The sequence below is a fragment of the Herbaspirillum sp. 1173 genome (genome assembly GCF_031455335.1).
GTDB classification, from domain to species: domain Bacteria; phylum Pseudomonadota; class Gammaproteobacteria; order Burkholderiales; family Burkholderiaceae_D; genus Herbaspirillum; species Herbaspirillum huttiense.
The window spans coordinates 1725347-1741704 of the sequence record NZ_JAVDSP010000001.1 but is presented as its reverse complement, the minus strand read 5'-3'; the positions used below and the strand labels follow the sequence as shown (position 1 = coordinate 1741704).

The window sequence follows — 16358 nt, the reverse complement described above, 5'->3', positions numbered from 1 at the left end:
CGCGACCGGGGTATTGGGGTGCGAAGTCGTCGACATCGTAATTACCTCTTCCTACTATCAAACGGTGGACGGGCGGAGCATGCCGCAGAGACTGCTCCAGCTAACGCTGCAAGGGGGATGGCATTGCAAGAAATGGCGGCCGGAAAACCGGTGGCGGGGACGTTAGCGCGGATCCCAAAAAACAACGCGACCGGTCATCATCGATGACGGATCGCGCCGTTTGGGTGCGGCAAGAATACCTTAGAAACGGTAGCCCACGCCAACGCCGATCAGCCACGGGTCGATCTTGACGCTGGAAATCTTGGTGCCGGAAGCGGTCTTGACGTCGCTGGAGATCTGCACCTTCTTGATATCGAAGTTGATCAGCCAGTTCTTGTTGATCTTGTAGTCGGCACCGATCTGCAGGGCACCGCCGACGCTGTTGCTGTCCAGTTGCAGGCCGTTGGCCAGATCCACGCCGGAGATGCGGGTGTAGTTGATACCGGCACCGACGTAGGGGCTGAAGACTGCTTCAGGCATGAAGTGGTATTGCAGCAGCAGGGTTGGCGGCAGGTGCTTGAAGGTACCGATCTTGTTGCCGTCCAGGCGCACGTCCTGCTTTTGCGGATAGGTCAGCACCAGTTCGGCGGCGATGTTCGGGGTGAAGAAGTAGCTGATGTCGAGTTCCGGAATCACCTTCTCGTTGAAGGTGATGCGGTCCGAGGCGCCGGTGCCGCCGACCGGGTCGGACTTGTTTTCCGGGCTCAGATCAACGGCACGCACGCGCACCAGCCACGGGCTTTGCGCTTCTTGCGCGAACACGGGAGCAGCGGCGAAGGAGGAAGCCAGGGCGGCAACGGCGGCGGTGATGGTGACGATTTTTTTCACGGTGTTTTACCTGTCGAGTGAGGATGTCCGAAAGGTACGCGTGAAGCTTTCTGCAGGCTTTGATGCCGATCAAGCGCGTGGATACATCGGGCAAAAATGCCCTCGCCGGCGGGAACTTGCCACGCAAAAACGACACAAGCCCCGCCTGCATGAACAGGCTGGGGCTTGGTGTGCAGCGTGGCGGATATCCGTATCGCTATCAGGATATCCGCCTGTGCGCGGGGATTCCGCTTACTCCTTGTAACGCGCTTCGCGGGCCAGTTTGGTCAGGTTTTCCGGATCTTCGAAGGCCTTGTAATAAGCGTTCAGTGCCGGGGCACCGCCAAGGTGGGCATACAGCACGCGCTGGCCCTTGAAATGGCCCTTCTTGGCCATGTCGATCAAGCCATCGATGGATTTTCCTTCATACACCGGATCGGTCAGCATGGCTTCCATTTCGGCGGCGGTGCGGATGGCGGCGATGGTCTGCTCGCTCGGCAGGCCGTAGGCCGGGCCACTGTAGTCGGGGATGATCTCGATGTCGGCATCGCGCACCACCACGCGCTGGCCACCCTTGGCGGCGATCAGTTCGCTGGTGTCGTTGGCGATCTTGGTGACGGCGCGGCGGGTCATGGCTTCATCGTCGGCGGTGTCGATGCCGATCACGCGGCGGCGCTTCTCCTGGGCGGCGAAACCGACCACCATGCCGGCCTGGGTGGAACCGGTACAGGTCGCCACCACGATGTTGTCGAAGAAGATGCCCAGCTGCTGTTCCTGCATCGCCACTTCGTCGGCGAAGTTGGCATAGCCCAGGCCGCCCAGCGGGTGGTCCGATGCGCCGGCCGGAATCGCATAGGGCTTGCCGCCCTTGGCGCGCACTTCTTCCAGGGCACGGGCCCAGGTGTCCTTCTCGGTGGTGGAGTAGCCATAGCCGCCCATGATCGGGTTGCCGCCCATGATGCGGGTCAGCAGGATGTTGCCGACCTTGTCGTAGACCGGATCATCCCATTCCAGCCAGGTTTCCTGCACGGTATAGGACTTCATGCCCACGGCGGCAGCGGCCGCGCAGACCTGGCGCGTGTGGTTGGACTGGATGTTGCCGATCGAGACCAGGGTGTCGCAGCCCTTGGCCAGGGCATCGGCCACCAGCCATTCCAGCTTGCGGATCTTGTTGCCGCCGAAGGCCAGGCCCGAGGAGACGTCATCGCGCTTGGCCCACACTTCCACGCCCAGCATGGCGGACAAGCGTTCCAGCTTGTGGATGGGGGAGGGGAAGAAGCCCAGGGTCTTGCGAGGGAAGAGTTTGTCGAGTGCCAGCATGGAGTGCTCCGGTTCAGTTGGATGGTCGAAAGGGGTCCGAATCTGGTTCGATTCATGGTGAATCGCCGGGATCAACTTTACGCCGGAGGATTAAAATGGTGCTTCCGAATTTATGGCATGATTCGTGATGAAAAAGCGATGTAAATTATTTAATGCAAAGAAAATTGTGATAAACAATATTTAAGAGAAAGATTCATCATGTCACTGGACCGCATGGACAAGCGCATCCTCAAGGCGCTGCAGAAGGACGGCCGCATCGGCAATGCCGAGCTGGCCAAGAAGCTGGGCATGAGCGCCACCGCCTGCTGGAACCACACCAAGCGGCTGATGGATGAGGGCTATGTGAAGGAAGTGCGCGCCATCCTCGACCCCGAGAAACTGGGCCTGCCGGTGCTGGTTACCGTGGGCGTGGTGCTGGACCGTTCCACTCCCGAAAGCTTTGCCGAGTTCGAGAAAGCGGTGCGCGAGATCGCCGCCGTGCAGGAGTGCCTGCTGCTGGCCGGGGAATTTGACTACTGGATCAAGCTGCGCGTGAAGGACCTGCAGGCCTTCAACCGCCTGCACGCCAATACGCTGCTGCGGCTGCCGGGCGTGCGGCAATTGCGTTCATTCTTCGTGCTCAACGAAGTGAAGAACAATCCGGAACTCGTGGTGGAATGAGGACTCTGCGTTCCTTTCACGCACACCCTATACTGCATCTTTTGTCTTCACCCTCAAGGATCTGCTGATGACCACTTCTGCTCCTGCCACCCTGCGCGGCCTCTATCCTCCCATCGAACCGCATGACCACGGCCTGCTCGACGTCGGTGATGGTCACCAGGTCTACTGGGAAGTCTGCGGCAACCCCAAGGGCAAGCCGGTGGTATTCCTGCACGGTGGCCCCGGTGGCGGTTGCGGTCCTTCGCATCGCCGTCTCTTCAACCCGGAGAAATACCGCATCGTCCTGTTCGACCAGCGCGGCTGTGGCCGCTCGCTGCCGCATGCCAACCTCGATGCCAACACCACCTGGGATCTGGTGGCCGACATCGAACGCCTGCGCGAACTGCTAGGCATCGAGCGCTGGCAGGTCTTCGGCGGCTCCTGGGGCAGCACGCTGGCGCTGGCCTACGCGCAGACCCATCCGCAGCGCGTGACCGAACTGGTCCTGCGCGGCATCTTCCTGCTGCGCCAGGCCGAGCTGGATTGGTACTACCAGGAGGGTGCTTCGTGGATGGTGCCGGATCGCTGGGACGAATTCCTGGCCCCGATCCCTGCCGCCGAGCGCGGCAACCTGGTGCATGCCTATCGCAAGCGCCTCACCGGCGACGACGAAGCGGCCAAGCTGCAGGCCGCGCGTGCCTGGAGCCGCTGGGAAGCCAGCACCATCACGCTGGTGGCCGATGAACGCCTGATCGATTCCTTCAACGATGCGCAATTCGCGCTGGCCTTTGCGCGCATCGAGAACCACTACTTCTTCAACAAGGGATTCATGGAGGAGGGGCAGTTGCTGGCCAATGCCTCGCGCCTGGAAGGCATTCCCGGCGTGATCGTGCAGGGCCGCTATGATCTGGCCACCCCGGCCAAGTCGGCGTGGGACCTGCACCAGGCCTGGCCCGGTTCGCAATTGCACCTGATCGACAGCGCCGGTCATGCCTACAACGAGCCCGGCATCCTTGATCAGCTGATCGCGGCCACTGATCGCTTCGCCGATTTGTGACGCATGGCGGTGAACGCGGCCAGCGATCTGGCCGCGCAGTCTGTCTGACGCTCCCCTTTGCGGGAGCGTTTTTTTTACCTGTTCGTTCGTTTCAGCTTTTCTTGCGGCTGCGTTTGGCGGGTAGCTCATCCGTTGCTGCGGCTGGCACAGGGGCGTTCGAGGAATACACCTCTTCCAATTCAGCCAGCCGATGGTTGAGTTTGCCCAATACAGTGGTCAGCGCCCCGATTTCCTCTTCACTCAGGGCAGCGAACAGTCCGTCGATGAAGGTTTTTTTCACCGGCTCCGAGGCCCGCAGCACTTCTTTTCCCGACGCTGTCAAAGCGATGTATTTGACCCGGCGGTCAGTGGTGTCGCCATTGCGCTGGACCAGTCCGTCGCGCTCCAGGGCATCGATGGCCTCGGTGATGGTGCGCGGCGCGAAGCCAAAGGCCGTGGCCAGGTCGGCCGCGCGCACCGGGCTGTTGCGTTCGATGTGGCCGAGCATCTTGTTGCGCGCCAATGAGGCTCCTTCGCCGGCCATGAGCTTGTCCAGCGTGCGGTGCGAGCGGATGTAGAAGTCGCGCAGCGCCTCGGCGGCACTGCTGCTGTCATCGTTTGTAAAGCCTGTAGACATGATTTTTCCAGATACCATATCATATGGTACCTCATTAATTTCCCCGTTCGGTTGGGGAAAGCTGTATTGACCCCGTATTGCCACTGTATTGGTGCTGGTGCGTGAAGTGTATTGCTCCGTATCAATACAGTGTTGCCCAGTGTATTGATTCAGTTAGCAGCCCTCCGCGCCCAGATATTAGGATAAAAAAGATGACCGACGCCACACCCAGCAACACACCGAGCAATACAGAAGCCAGTCCCTCCCGGCCGGATGCCTCCACCAACGGCAGCAACAAGAACAACGCTCCCAAGAAACGCATGAGTCCGCGCGCCCGCTTCATCCTGCGTACGCTGGGCTTGCTGGTGCTGGTGATCGTGGCGGCCTGGGTGCTGTACTACCAGTTCCGCGGCAAGTATCTGGAGAGCACCAACGATGCCTTCGTCCAGGCCGACAGCGTGACGGTGTCCTCCAAGGTGACCGGCTATGTCGACCAGGTGCTGGTGGCGGACAACCAGATCGTCAAGGCTGGCCAGCCGCTGGTGCGCATCGATGCGCGCGATTATTCGGCGCAAGCCGCCCAGGCCAAGGCCCAGATCGACGCCGCCAGCGCCAGCGAGGAAGCCGCCCATGCCCAATTGGCCGAGCAACAGGCCGCCATTGCGCAGGCCAAGGCCCAGCTTGCCTCAGCCGATGAAGATGCTCGCTTCGCCAGCGCCGAAGTGGAGCGCTACACGCCCTTGGCGGCTTCCGGTGCCGAAACGCGTGAACGCCTGACCACCCTGCGCAACCAGCAGGCCCAGGCCCGCAGTACGGTCGCCGCCCGTCGTGCCGCGCTGGATGCGGCGCAGCTGCGGGTACGCTCGCTGCAGGCCCAGGTGCGCCAGGCGCAGGCCCAGGGCGAGACGGCCAAGGCGCAATACGATGCTGCCAGCGTCAACCTCGGCTATACCGAGATCCGCGCCGCCGTCGATGGCCGCATCGGTGACAAGCAGGTCCGCGTCGGCCAGTTCGTCTCGCCCGGTACGCGCATGATGACCGTGGTGCCGACCCGCTTCTACGTCTCGGCCAATTTCAAGGAAACCCAGATCGGCATCATGCGCATCGGCCAGCCTGCCATCATCAAGGTCGATGCCTTGCCGGGCGTGGAATTCCACGGCCATGTGGAAAGCCTCTCGCCGGGTACCGGCGCCCAGTTCTCGCTGCTGCCGCCGCAGAATGCCACCGGCAACTTCACCAAGATCGTCCAGCGCGTGCCCGTGCGCGTGGCCGTCGATGCCACGCCGGAAGAAACCCGTGCCTTCGTGGCCGGCCTGTCGGTGACGGTGGAAGTCAACACCATCGCGGCCAAAGATGAATTGCGTGAACTGCGCGAACGCAACAGCGAGACCAACGCCACCCGCAAGGAGTCGCAGTGAGCGGCGCGGCCCCCGCCCAGCCCATCGGGCAGGGCGCCCAGCCGGAGAAAGCCGATGCCTCCGCCTGGCTGGCGGTTGCGGCCGGCACGCTGGGTGCGCTGATGGCCACGCTGGATATCTCCATCGTCAATTCCTCGCTGCCCACCATCCAGGGTGAAATCGGAGCTTCAGGCACTGAAGGCACCTGGATCGCCACCGCCTACCTGGTGGCCGAGATCGTCATCATCCCCATGTCAGCCTGGCTGGAACGGCTGCTGGGATTGCGCGTGCTGCTGCTGACGGCGGCCAGTCTCTTCACCTTGTTCTCGGTGCTGTGCGGCCTCTCGACCACACTGCCGATGATGATCGTGGGCCGGGTCGGACAGGGTTTCACCGGTGGCGCGCTCATTCCCACCGCCATGACCATCATCGCCACGCGCCTGCCGCGTTCGCAGCAGCCGGTCGGCAATGCCCTGTTCGGTGCGACCGCCATTCTCGGTCCGGTGCTGGGGCCGGTGATGGGTGGCTGGTTGACCGAGAACGTCAGCTGGCACTATGCCTTCTTCATCAACCTGCCAGTGGGTGCGGCCCTCATCACCTTGCTGCTGGTGGCCATTCCCTATGAACGTCCCAAGTTCGAACAATTGGCCGAGGCCGACTGGTTCGGCATCGCCGGACTGGCACTGGGGCTGGGTGGGCTGACGGTGGTGCTGGAAGAGGGCGAGCGCGAGCAGTGGTTTTCCTCCCCGGATATCCGCTGGCTTGCGGCCACCTCCGTACTCGGCTTCATCCTGCTGGCCATCGGACAGGTGCGCGCGCGCCATCCTGTGATCCAGCTGCGGCTCTTGCGCGACCGCCAGTTCGGTTCCGTGGTGATGATGGCCATGATCGTCGGCGTGGCGCTCTATGGCACGGCCTACGTGATCCCGCAATTCCTCTCCGGCATTGCCGGCTACAACTCGCTGCAATCGGGCTGGATCGTGCTGCTCTCGGGCGTGCCGATGATCCTCATGATGCCTTTCACGCCCTTGCTGATGCGGCTGGTGGATATCCGCATTGCCGTGGGCACCGGTTTCCTGCTGCTGGCTACCTCGGCTTTCATCGAGACCGACCTGAGCCCGCTGTCCTATGGCGGCTCCTTCGTGGCCTCGCAGCTGATACGCGGGGTGGGCACGGTGCTGGCGATGCTGTTCCTGAATCAGGCGGCGATCCGCTCGGTGCCGCCGTCGCAGGCCGGGGATGCATCCGGCCTCTACAGTGCCGCGCGCAACCTGGGTGGCTCGCTGGCGCTGGCAGCCATTGCCGTGATCCAGGACCAGCGGCTGTGGTTGCACAGCCGCCGCCTGGAAGAAAGCCTCAACGCCAATTCCGACCTGGTGCAGTCCGGCATCGCCGCGCAAGCCCATCTGCTGGGCGGGCAGGATGTGGCAATCCAGCTCATGGGCGCGACCATCCAGGCGCAGGCGCTGACCATGACCTATGCCGACCTGTTCTGGATGCTGGGCGTGGCCATCCTCTGCGTGACTCCGCTGGTGCTGTTCCTGCGCCCCTTGCCGACCAATGCCGCACCGGTGGCTTCTCATTGATGATCAACATGGACAAGACTTACTCCTCCTTCCCGGCCGTGCGCCTGATCGCGCTGGCGGCCGCTGCGCTGCTGGCCGGCTGTTCCGCCCTCGGACCGGACTACGCCGGCCCGCCCGAAGCCGCCCCGCAAGCGGCACACAGCCAGCAATTCGTCCGCGGCGGCGACAGCGCCAATAGCGCCGCGCCGATCAATCAATGGTGGCAAGGCCTGGGCGACAGCGAACTGAACAGCCTCATCGAGCGCGCCCTGCAAGCCAATCCAAATCTGGGCGTGGCGCGTGCCCGTCTGCAGCAATCGCGTGCGGGGCTGGCGCTGGAACAGGCCAATGCCGCCCCCAGCGTCGGTGCTTCGGCCCTGGCCGGACATGCGCGCCTGCCGCCGGCCAACCTGGGCGCGCTGACCGGCGGGTCCAGCTCCGGCAATGGCTCGCCGACCAGCGCCAATCTCTACAGCGTGGGTTTTGATGCGAGCTGGGAGATCGATCTTTTCGGTGCCCGCCGCCGAGCGGTGGAAGCGGCCACGGCCACGGCCGATGCGGCGCAGGCCTCGCTGGCTGATGTACAGGTGAGCCTGGCCGCTGAAGTGGCCAATGCCTACATCAGCCTGCGCGACCGCCAGCTGCGTCTGTCGCTGGGCCAGGAAGCGGTGCAGGCGCAGGAGCAGATGCTGCAGCTGACCGGGCAGCGTGTCGAGCGCGGCACGGCCTCTTCGCTGGATCAGCTGCGCGTGCAGAACCAGCTTGATGCCAGTCGTGCCGACCTGGTCCCGCTGCAGGCCGAGCGCGATGCCTACCTCAACCAACTGGCCACGCTGCTGGGACAGGAGCCGGGCACGCTGGACAGCGAACTGGCGGCCACAGCCCCCGTGCCGCTGCCGCCGCAGCAGGTGGCGGTGGGAGATCCTGTCTCGCTGCTGCGTCGTCGTCCTGATGTCCGCGCTGCTGAACGCACGCTGGCCGCCGATACGGCCAAGATCGGGCAGGCTGAAGCGGCGCGCTATCCGAGCCTGAAGCTGTTCGGCGTGATCGGGCTGGGTGGAACACATCCTTCGGACCTGACGCGCCTGGATGATTTTGCGGCGCTGGGCGCACCCATGCTGAGCTGGAATTTCCTCGACTTTGGCCGCGCCAAGGCACGTGTCACGCAAGCAGAGCGTTTGCGCGACGAGGCCGAGATGAAGTATCGCCAGTCCGTGCTGGAAGCCTTGCGTGATGCCGAAGACGCGCTCTCGCGCTTCCGCTATGGCCGGGTGAGCGTGGCCACCATCGCGCGTTCCAAGGTCTCCGCCGACCGTGCGCTGGTGTTGGCGCGGCAGCGTTATCAGGCAGGTACCGGGACGCTGATCGAAGTGCTCGACACCACGCGGCAGCAGATCACCGCGCAGCAGAATCTGTTGCAGGCCGAGGCCAATCTGACGCGCAGTTTTGTGGGAATTCAGAAGGCGCTGGGGCTGGGGTGGTCGGAGGAAGCGCTCTGACATGCGGCAGCCGATACGGGTGATGAGCCCCGTATCAGCCACCTCCGTTTTCTCCGTTTTCTTCACATCGCCGCAGGCTGCAATGCCTGCGGCGATTTTCTTATCCTCTCTTTTCTCGGTGCCTTTGCATGGACGGCACTGACGCTTCTTCCTTTTGGCAGTGACCCGCAGACGGGTTTCGCGCGTCATCCTCCCTTCGGTCGCCCCCTCACCTGAGGTACGAAGCTTCACCTCCCTCCGCCCTGAACAGCACCAAAAGACAATGTCCAGAAAGACCTTGTCCCCCGACAATGCGCCCCTACAAAAGCCGGTCCGAACCGGCACCAAGGGGCGACGACAAGAAGGACGGGGGACGGGTTTGCCTTCCCGATGACCCGGCCAATTCCAAAAGATCGACCGAGGAAGGGAAGATGAAACACAAAAAGAAGCAGGACAAGTCCGCCTGCACCACGCCGCCCGCCGGCTTGCGCCTACACCGTCTCTGCACCGCCGTACTGCTGACCCTGAGCCCGGCCCTGAGCCTGCCCGCTGGCGCCCAGAGTTTCGTCAACTACGATGGCAGTACCACCACCGACTCTGCCGCCGCCCTGGCCAGCTGGACAGGCAACAAGGAATTCCAGACCGATTGGGGGCTGGGGGCCATGAATGCCCAGTACGCCTACGCGGCCGGCTTCTCGGGCCTGGGCATCAAGCTGGGCGCGGTCGATTCCGGGCTCTTGCTGTCCCACGCCGAGTTCGTCACCCGCAACGTCAAGGCCCTGGCCGTCACCGGCACCTACGCCAATGACGGTTCGCAATATCAGGACGGCAGCCACGTCTCTGGCACCATCGCCGCGGCCAAGAACGGCGCGGGCATCATGGGGGTGGCCTTCGCCAGCGACTACCACATCACCAATACCAACGGCACCGACAGTTTGGTCTATGGCGTGAACGCGGATTACAACTACTTCAAGGCAGCCTACGGCAACCTCGCCAATGCCGGTGTGCGGGTCATCAACAGCAGCTGGGGCAGTCCGGATTCGCGCGATGACTTCAGCAGCATCGGCGGCGTGGCCGCGGCCTACGATCGCCTGCAGGGTGGTGGCAAGAAAAGCTGGCTGGATGCCGCCGCCGATGTGGCGAAAGACTCCAATACGCTGATGGTCTGGGCGGCCGGCAATTCCGCCAAGGCCAACATCAATATCCGTTCGGCGCTGCCTTACTTCCGGCCGGAGCTGGAACAGAACTGGATCGCGGTGGCCGCCATCAATGCCAGTTCGGTGCTGCCCAGCTTCTCCAACCAGTGTGGACTGGCCAGGTACTGGTGTGTGTCCGCCCCCGGCTCGGCCATCACCAGTCTGAACATCACTTCCGACACCGACCTGGTCAACGCCTCCGGCACCTCCATGGCCGCCCCGCACGTGACCGGCGCACTGGGGCTGCTCATGGAGCGCTATCCCGACCTCGACAACCAGGCCATCCGCACCATCCTGCTGACTACCGCCAAGCATCTGGGCAGCGGTCCGGCGGACGTGCCCAATGCCATGTTCGGCTGGGGTGTGCCGGACCTCAACAAGGCCCTGAATGGTCCGGGACAATTGCTGGGTGTCTTCAACGCCAACATCGCCGCCGGCCGCAGCGACACCTGGAGCAACGACATCTCCGAAGCCGCGCTGATCCAGCGCAAGAGCGATGACCGTGCCCAGCTGGCAGCCCGTGAGGCTGCCTCGCCGGATGCCCTGCAGGCGGCCGCTGCCAGCGCGGCGGTCCAGATCGCATCGAATGTGGAGAGCGGCTATGGCCAGGCCATGGCACTGGTCCAGACACGCGCGCAGCGCAATGCCACCTTCCAGGCCAGCAAGAAGAAAGAGGACAACACTGCCTTCCAGCAAGCCGACAAGGCAGTCGCCGCCAATCCGCTGGCAGCGGCCCTGCTCAAGCAGTCCGGCAGCGGTCCCACGCTGAGCAAGGAGGAGTTGATGGCCAGGCTGATCGCCGCAGATCCGGCCACGGTGGCGCTGGGCGACTATCACGCCCAGGCCACCTATCTCGACGCCGCCCGCAAAAAGACCGATGCCGATTACGTCGGCAGCCTGGTCAAGACCGGCGAGGGCAGCCTCATCTTGTCGGGCAACAACAGCTATTCGGGGGGCACCCGGCTGGAGGGCGGCACGCTCGGCGTGGCGTCTTCCACCGCGCTGGGCACCGGCCCGCTGGCCATGTCCGATGGCACCACCTTGCGTGCGGCGGCCGACCAACTGGCCATGGGCAATGTGGTCAGCGTCAGTGGCGAAGGGCGCTTCGATACCCAGGCTTTCACGCTTACGCTCCATGCCGGCATCGCCGATGGCCGCAGCAAGGGCAGCCTGGTCAAGCAGGGGGACGGGACATTGCACGTGCTCGGTCCGCTCAGCTACAGCGGCAACACCACCATCGCCGCGGGCACTTTGAGCGTTCCGGCCTTCAGCCTGGCGACGGACCAGACCCTGAGCGTGGGCGTGGCCAGTGCCAGCCAATACGGCAAGCTGTCGGTCACCGGTGCGGCCAGCTTCGCGCCCGACGCGCACCTGGCCGTGGATGTCTACAAGACCGCCAGTCTGGGAAGCGGCCAGACACTGGCCGGCGTGGTCACGGCCGGCAGCCTCACGGCACCGCGCCTGAATGTCACGGACAATTCCCTGCTGTTCGACTTCAAGCCTGTGGTGTCCGCTACTGCGCTTGACCTGAACATCGTCGACGCGACCAGCATTCAGCAGGTCGCCCAGGCGGTGCTGACGCCGGATGCGGGGGGGACACCGACCCCTGCCATACAAGCAACGGGCACGCAGCCGGCCGCTACACCTGCTCCGCCCGTACAGCCAACGAACACGGATGCGTCCAGTACACCGGCTTCAACCGTACAGGCGACCAGCACGCAGGCGTCCAGTACACCTGCGCCAGCCGTACAGGCAACTGGCACACCGGCATCCACTGCGCCAGCGCCAGCTGTACAGGCAACTGGCACACCGGCATCCACTACGCCAGCGCCTGCTGTACAGCCAACTGGCACACCGGCATCCACTACGCCAGCGCCAGCTGTACAGGCCACGAGCACTCAGGCATCCACTTCACCTGCACCAGCTGTACAGGCCACGAGTACTCAGGCGTCCACTCCACCTGCACCAGCTGTACAGGCAACGAGTACTCAAGCATCCACTGCACCGGCTCCAGCTGTACAGGCTACGACCACCCAAGCGTCCACCACGCAAGCTCCAACTGGTCCGGCCGCAAATAAACCAGTACCGGCAGCACCAGCAGCACCAGCAGCACCAGCAGCACCAGCAGCTCCAGCGGCACCGGCGGCACCGGCGGCACCGGCGGCACCGGCTGCAGCATCGGCAGCACCGGCAGCAGCACCCGCAACCCCTGCAGCAGCATCACCGGCTCCAGCGCCCGCCCCCACAGTGCGCCCCTCGGCCACACTCATCGACGCCGCCACGGCCGCTGCACGGGTCGCCCCGGTACTGGACCGCCAGATCCGCCAGCCCTCCACGGCGGACATGGCCCAGGTGGTCACCGCCCTGGGCCGCATGCCCGATGCGGAAAGCCTGCTGCGCGCCGTCAGCCAGACCTTGCCCAGGGACGTCAGCGCCAGTGCCATCCGTGGCACCATGGCGTCCCTGAACCGCGTCATCGCCACCCGCACCGAGAGCGGCAACATGGGCAGCGCCGCTGCAGGCAGCGGCTTGTCCTCAGGCGAGGCAGGCGGCGACCGCCAGGTGTGGATCATGCCCTTCGAGTCGCGCACCAACCAGGGCGACCGTGGCGGCGAGTCCGGCTTCAGCGCCAGCACTTCGGGCCTGGCAGCCGGTGCCGAGATGGAGTTCGACAGCGCACGCGCCGGCCTGTCCTACGCCTACGCCAGCACCAGTGCCAGCGGCAATGCCGCCATCACCGGCACCGGCAGTCGCAGCCGCATCGAGTCCAACATGGTGGCCCTCTACGGCAGCCTCCCGTTGGGAGAGATATCACTCGGCTGGCAAGCCGACCTGGGCCGCAATGGCAACCGCCTGGATCGCCAGATGCAGTTCGGTGGCCTCAATCGCATCGCCAGCAGCCGCTTCCAGAGCTGGCATGCGCATTTGGGCACGAACGTATCGTTCACGCTGCCGCTGAGTGAAGCAATGAGCCTGGTACCGGCCCTGCAGCTCGACTACACCCGCCTGCAAAGCCCGTCCTACGGCGAGAACGGGGCAGGGGACCTGAACCTGTCGGTGCAGGGCAAGCGCAGCCGGGCCCTGTTGCTCGGCACGGCGGCGCGCCTGAACTACGCGCTGACAACGTCTTCGCAGATCAGTACCTACCTCGGTGCCAGCTATGACGTCATCAACGATCGCGATGACCTGGTGGCCACCTATGCCGGTGCGCCGGGCCAGTCCTTCACCACGCCCGGACCCGCTCGCTCGCCGTGGTTGTTGAAAGCGGGTGTGAGCTATCGCTTCAAGCTGGTGGAAGCGGCCGACATCTTGTTGCGCTTCGATGCCGAAGGCCGCAGCGGTTTCATCAACCAGTCGGCGGCGATCAAAGCCAGCTGGCGCTTCTGAGCGATGCACTGACCTGCTGAAAAGCTGAAAGAAGAAACAACGCGGCCGCTTCTGTAGCGGCCGCGTTGCGTTGTTGCGTTTTACAGGTCCTTGCTCAATTCCGCGACCAGGTAATCCAGGAAAATCTCGACACTGCGCGGCAAGGTCCGTCCGGCCAGGGTCTGCACTTCGACGAAGCGGCCATCGCTCGGACAATCGCGGATCGGCCGCATGGTCAGTTCACCGCGCTCGATGCGGTAGCGCACGGTGACGTCGCCGGTGATGGAGAGCGCGTCGTTATCGAGCACGTAGTTGTGCAGCGACTGGATGTAATTGCTGGTCATCACCGGTTCGATCACCACTTGCTGGCGGCTGCAGGCGATGTCGAACAATTGCCGCAGCGTCGTGGTCGGGTCGGGCAGCGCCAGAGGATAAGGTTTGAGCTGGCCCAGCGACACATGGCGGAAGCGCGCCAGCGGATGATCGTTGCGCATCACCAGCGCAATCGGGCCGGGCTGGCGGTGCACGACCTTGATCTCCGGCTCGGGCAGTCGTGCGAAGGTCAGGCCGATATCGGCATTGCCTTCGCGCACCTGGCGCGACACGACTGCCGGCGCGCCCACGAAGAGCTGGAACACGAAGCCCGGATATTTTTTCTGGAAAGCGTTGATCAGGCGCGGCAGGAAATCGATCGCAAAACCTTCCGAGGCCGACAGCCGCACACGCCCGCTGCGCAAGCCTTTGAGGGCCTGCAGGTCGGCCACCACGCGGTCTGCCTCCAGGGCCATCTTGCGCGCATGCGCGGCCAGCATTTCGCCACCCGCCGAGAGCACCATGCCCCGTGGACGGCGTTCAAACAGAACCGTATCGAGCGTCTCTTCGAGACTGCTGATCTGGCGGCTGATGGCCGAGCTGGCCACGTTGAGGCGCTGCGAGGCTTCGCTGATGGAACCGCAGCGGACTACTTCGAGAAAGTAGCGCAGCGCGGTGTCTTGCAGTTGCTGTGATTTCATCCGGTGACTCCTTCCGTCCTGACCAAGGCTGACCGGCACTTTACCCGGTCGGTGCAAATAATTTCGCGCTTTATTTGGTGCGTGCTTCACGGCTTTGGTGCAGTGCTTGCGGGCTGGGCGCGCACTGCGATGCTGCACCTGCTCCACGCCCCGCAGCCCAGCAGCGATGCGGCTTTTGCCAGGGTGGTCTCATTGTGGTGCAGCATTTCTGCGTTCTGGATTCGGCAACGCAGGCTTAGAAATTTGATGATTGTGGCATCGATAAATCCTAGCCTAGTATCAGCCCCGACGTCGCGATTTTTTCTAAATTGTCTTATTCGAACGAAGGGGCAGGAATGAACGCACTACCGAAATCCCTCATGCGCTGGTCACGTTGCGCGGTATTCGTGGCGGGGGCCATGAGCGCGATGGCAGCCCATGCCGGCAAGGCCAACGACACCCTCATCTACGCTTCCGACAGCGAAGTCGAGAACATCAGCCAGTACCACAACAACCTGCGCGAAGGCGTGATCCTGGCGCACCTGATCTGGGACACGCTGATCTATCGCGATCCCAAGACCAACGAGTACAAGCCGCAACTGGCCACCGCCTGGAAGTGGGAGTCGCCCACTGCGCTGGTGCTGGATCTGCGCCAGGGCGTGCAATTCCAGAACGGCGACAAGTTCAGCGCTGACGATGTGGTGTTCACCTTCAACTACGCCGTCTCGCCGGAATCCAAGGCGGTCACACGCCAGAACACCGACTGGATCAAGAGCGTCGACAAGCTGGGCGACTACCAGGTGCGCATCAACCTGAAGGGGCCGTTCCCCGCTGCCCTCGAATATCTGGCCGGTCCGCTGCCGATCTATCCGGCGGCCTACTTCAAGAAGGTCGGACTGGAAGGTTTTTCCAAGGCCCCCATCGGCACCGGTCCCTACAAGGTCACCAGCGTGACCCCGGGACAGGGCGTGACGCTGGTCAAGAACGGCAACTACTTCAAGGACAGCCCGCAGGGCCAGCCCTCGATTGGCAACATCAAGTTCGTGGTGATCCCCGATCCGGAAACGCGTGCCGCGCAACTGATGACCGGAGCCATCGACTGGATCTGGCGCGTGCCGCCCGACCAGGCCGATTCGCTCAAGACCAATCCCAAGCTGACCGTGCAGAGTGGCGAGACCATGCGCGTGGGCTTCATCACCCTGGATGCGACCGGCACCTCCGCGCCCAATTCTCCCTTCAAGGATGTGCGCGTGCGCCAGGCGGTCAATCACGCCATCAACCGCAAGGGCTATGCCGAGAACCTGATGCGCGGCGGCAGCCAGCCGGTCTATACCGCCTGTTTCCGCACGCAGTTCGGCTGCGACAGCAACGCCGCCATCAAGTTTGACTACAACCCGGCCAAGGCCAAGGAGCTGCTGGCGGCAGCCGGTTATCCGAACGGCTTCGATACCGACATCTACGCCTACCGCGAGCGTGAAATCGCCGAAGCCATCATCGGCGACCTGCGCAAGGTCGGCATCCGCGCACGGCTGCATTACATGAAGTTCGCGGCCCTGCAGACCGAATACCGCAGCGGCAAGACACCCATGAGCTTTTATTCATGGGGCTCGTTCTCGATGAACGATACCTCGGCCTTTGCCGGTGTCTACTTCAAGGGCGGTGCCGATGACATCACCAAGGATCCGCAATTGCAGCAGTTCCTGCAGACCGCCGATACCTCCATCGACCCGGCGGTGCGCAAGGCCAATTACACCAAGGCGCAGGAACTCATTTCCAAGCAGGCTTACGTGGCACCGATGTTCTCCTATTCGACCTTCTATGCCTTCAATGCGCAGCTGAAGTTCCAGGGATATCCGGACGAGTTGCCGCGCTTCTACGAAGCCTCCTGGAAATAAACCCGGTGGCGC

Annotated in this window: 11 protein-coding genes; 7 read left to right on the top strand and 4 right to left on the bottom strand. The window is 63.6% G+C overall.

Going from position 1 to position 16358, the window contains the following annotated elements; translation table 11 throughout:
- Positions 1-240 precede the first annotated feature (240 nt).
- A complete protein-coding gene (locus tag J2X56_RS07750) occupies positions 241-867 on the bottom strand; it encodes an OmpW family outer membrane protein (RefSeq protein WP_310159298.1) in 627 nt (208 codons plus the stop codon).
- Between the two features lie 231 nt (positions 868-1098).
- Positions 1099-2166, bottom strand: coding sequence for a 1-aminocyclopropane-1-carboxylate deaminase (locus J2X56_RS07745; protein WP_039784832.1), 1068 nt, complete (start codon positions 2164-2166; stop codon positions 1099-1101).
- A gap of 198 nt (positions 2167-2364) precedes the next feature.
- Between J2X56_RS07745 and J2X56_RS07740 the strand changes: the two genes are divergently transcribed.
- On the top strand, positions 2365-2826 hold the full coding sequence (locus J2X56_RS07740) for an Lrp/AsnC family transcriptional regulator (protein ID WP_017454720.1): 462 nt from the start codon (positions 2365-2367) through the stop codon (positions 2824-2826).
- Positions 2827-2893: 67 nt separating this feature from the next.
- On the top strand, positions 2894-3862 hold the full coding sequence (pip, locus tag J2X56_RS07735; protein ID WP_134136135.1) for a prolyl aminopeptidase: 969 nt from the start codon (positions 2894-2896) through the stop codon (positions 3860-3862).
- 91 nt (positions 3863-3953) lie between these two features.
- On the opposite strand, the gene J2X56_RS07730 is transcribed toward pip, so the two are convergent.
- The gene (locus J2X56_RS07730) at positions 3954-4478 is read right to left on the bottom strand and encodes a MarR family winged helix-turn-helix transcriptional regulator (RefSeq protein ID WP_134136133.1); all 525 of its coding nucleotides are present in this window, start codon (positions 4476-4478) and stop codon (positions 3954-3956) included.
- Positions 4479-4669: 191 nt separating this feature from the next.
- Here J2X56_RS07730 and J2X56_RS07725 point away from each other — a divergent pair, with 191 nt between their 5' ends.
- The 4 genes from J2X56_RS07725 to J2X56_RS07710 all read left to right on the top strand — a co-directional run bounded on the left by J2X56_RS07725 (position 4670) and on the right by J2X56_RS07710 (position 13480).
- The gene (locus tag J2X56_RS07725; RefSeq protein WP_134136132.1) at positions 4670-5875 is read left to right on the top strand and encodes an HlyD family secretion protein; all 1206 of its coding nucleotides are present in this window, start codon (positions 4670-4672) and stop codon (positions 5873-5875) included.
- Positions 5872-7440: an MDR family MFS transporter gene (locus J2X56_RS07720; protein WP_310159293.1), complete on the top strand. Its 1569-nt coding sequence runs from the start codon at positions 5872-5874 to the stop codon at positions 7438-7440. The genes J2X56_RS07725 and J2X56_RS07720 overlap by 4 nt, the downstream gene beginning before the upstream one ends.
- Entirely contained in the window at positions 7440-8918 is a 1479-nt protein-coding gene (locus J2X56_RS07715; protein ID WP_310159290.1) for an efflux transporter outer membrane subunit, read from the top strand. Before J2X56_RS07720 ends, J2X56_RS07715 begins: the two co-directional genes overlap by 1 nt.
- Positions 8919-9328: 410 nt before the next feature.
- Positions 9329-13480, top strand: a complete 4152-nt coding sequence (locus J2X56_RS07710) for a S8 family serine peptidase (RefSeq protein ID WP_310159288.1) — start codon at positions 9329-9331, stop codon at positions 13478-13480.
- Positions 13481-13560: 80 nt separating this feature from the next.
- Here the strand turns inward: J2X56_RS07710 and J2X56_RS07705 are convergent, their stop codons facing one another.
- On the bottom strand, positions 13561-14472 hold the full coding sequence (locus tag J2X56_RS07705) for a LysR family transcriptional regulator (protein ID WP_034331414.1): 912 nt from the start codon (positions 14470-14472) through the stop codon (positions 13561-13563).
- Positions 14473-14807: 335 nt separating this feature from the next.
- Here J2X56_RS07705 and J2X56_RS07700 point away from each other — a divergent pair, with 335 nt between their 5' ends.
- Positions 14808-16346 carry an ABC transporter substrate-binding protein gene (locus tag J2X56_RS07700; protein WP_134136126.1) on the top strand — a complete coding sequence of 513 codons (1539 nt, stop codon included), beginning with the start codon at positions 14808-14810 and terminating at the stop codon, positions 16344-16346.
- The last annotated feature ends 12 nt before the right edge of the window (positions 16347-16358 follow it).

Coding starts and splice junctions, on each gene's coding strand:
- J2X56_RS07705 (WP_034331414.1), bottom strand. CDS start 14,472: ATGAAATCACAGCAACTGCAAGACACCGCGCTGCGCTACTTTCTCGAA.
- J2X56_RS07740 (WP_017454720.1), top strand. CDS start 2,365: ATGTCACTGGACCGCATGGACAAGCGCATCCTCAAGGCGCTGCAGAAG.
- J2X56_RS07730 (WP_134136133.1), bottom strand. CDS start 4,478: ATGTCTACAGGCTTTACAAACGATGACAGCAGCAGTGCCGCCGAGGCG.
- J2X56_RS07725 (WP_134136132.1), top strand. CDS start 4,670: ATGACCGACGCCACACCCAGCAACACACCGAGCAATACAGAAGCCAGT.
- J2X56_RS07700 (WP_134136126.1), top strand. CDS start 14,808: ATGAACGCACTACCGAAATCCCTCATGCGCTGGTCACGTTGCGCGGTA.
- J2X56_RS07745 (WP_039784832.1), bottom strand. CDS start 2,166: ATGCTGGCACTCGACAAACTCTTCCCTCGCAAGACCCTGGGCTTCTTC.
- J2X56_RS07715 (WP_310159290.1), top strand. CDS start 7,440: ATGATCAACATGGACAAGACTTACTCCTCCTTCCCGGCCGTGCGCCTG.
- J2X56_RS07710 (WP_310159288.1), top strand. CDS start 9,329: ATGAAACACAAAAAGAAGCAGGACAAGTCCGCCTGCACCACGCCGCCC.
- pip (WP_134136135.1), top strand. CDS start 2,894: ATGACCACTTCTGCTCCTGCCACCCTGCGCGGCCTCTATCCTCCCATC.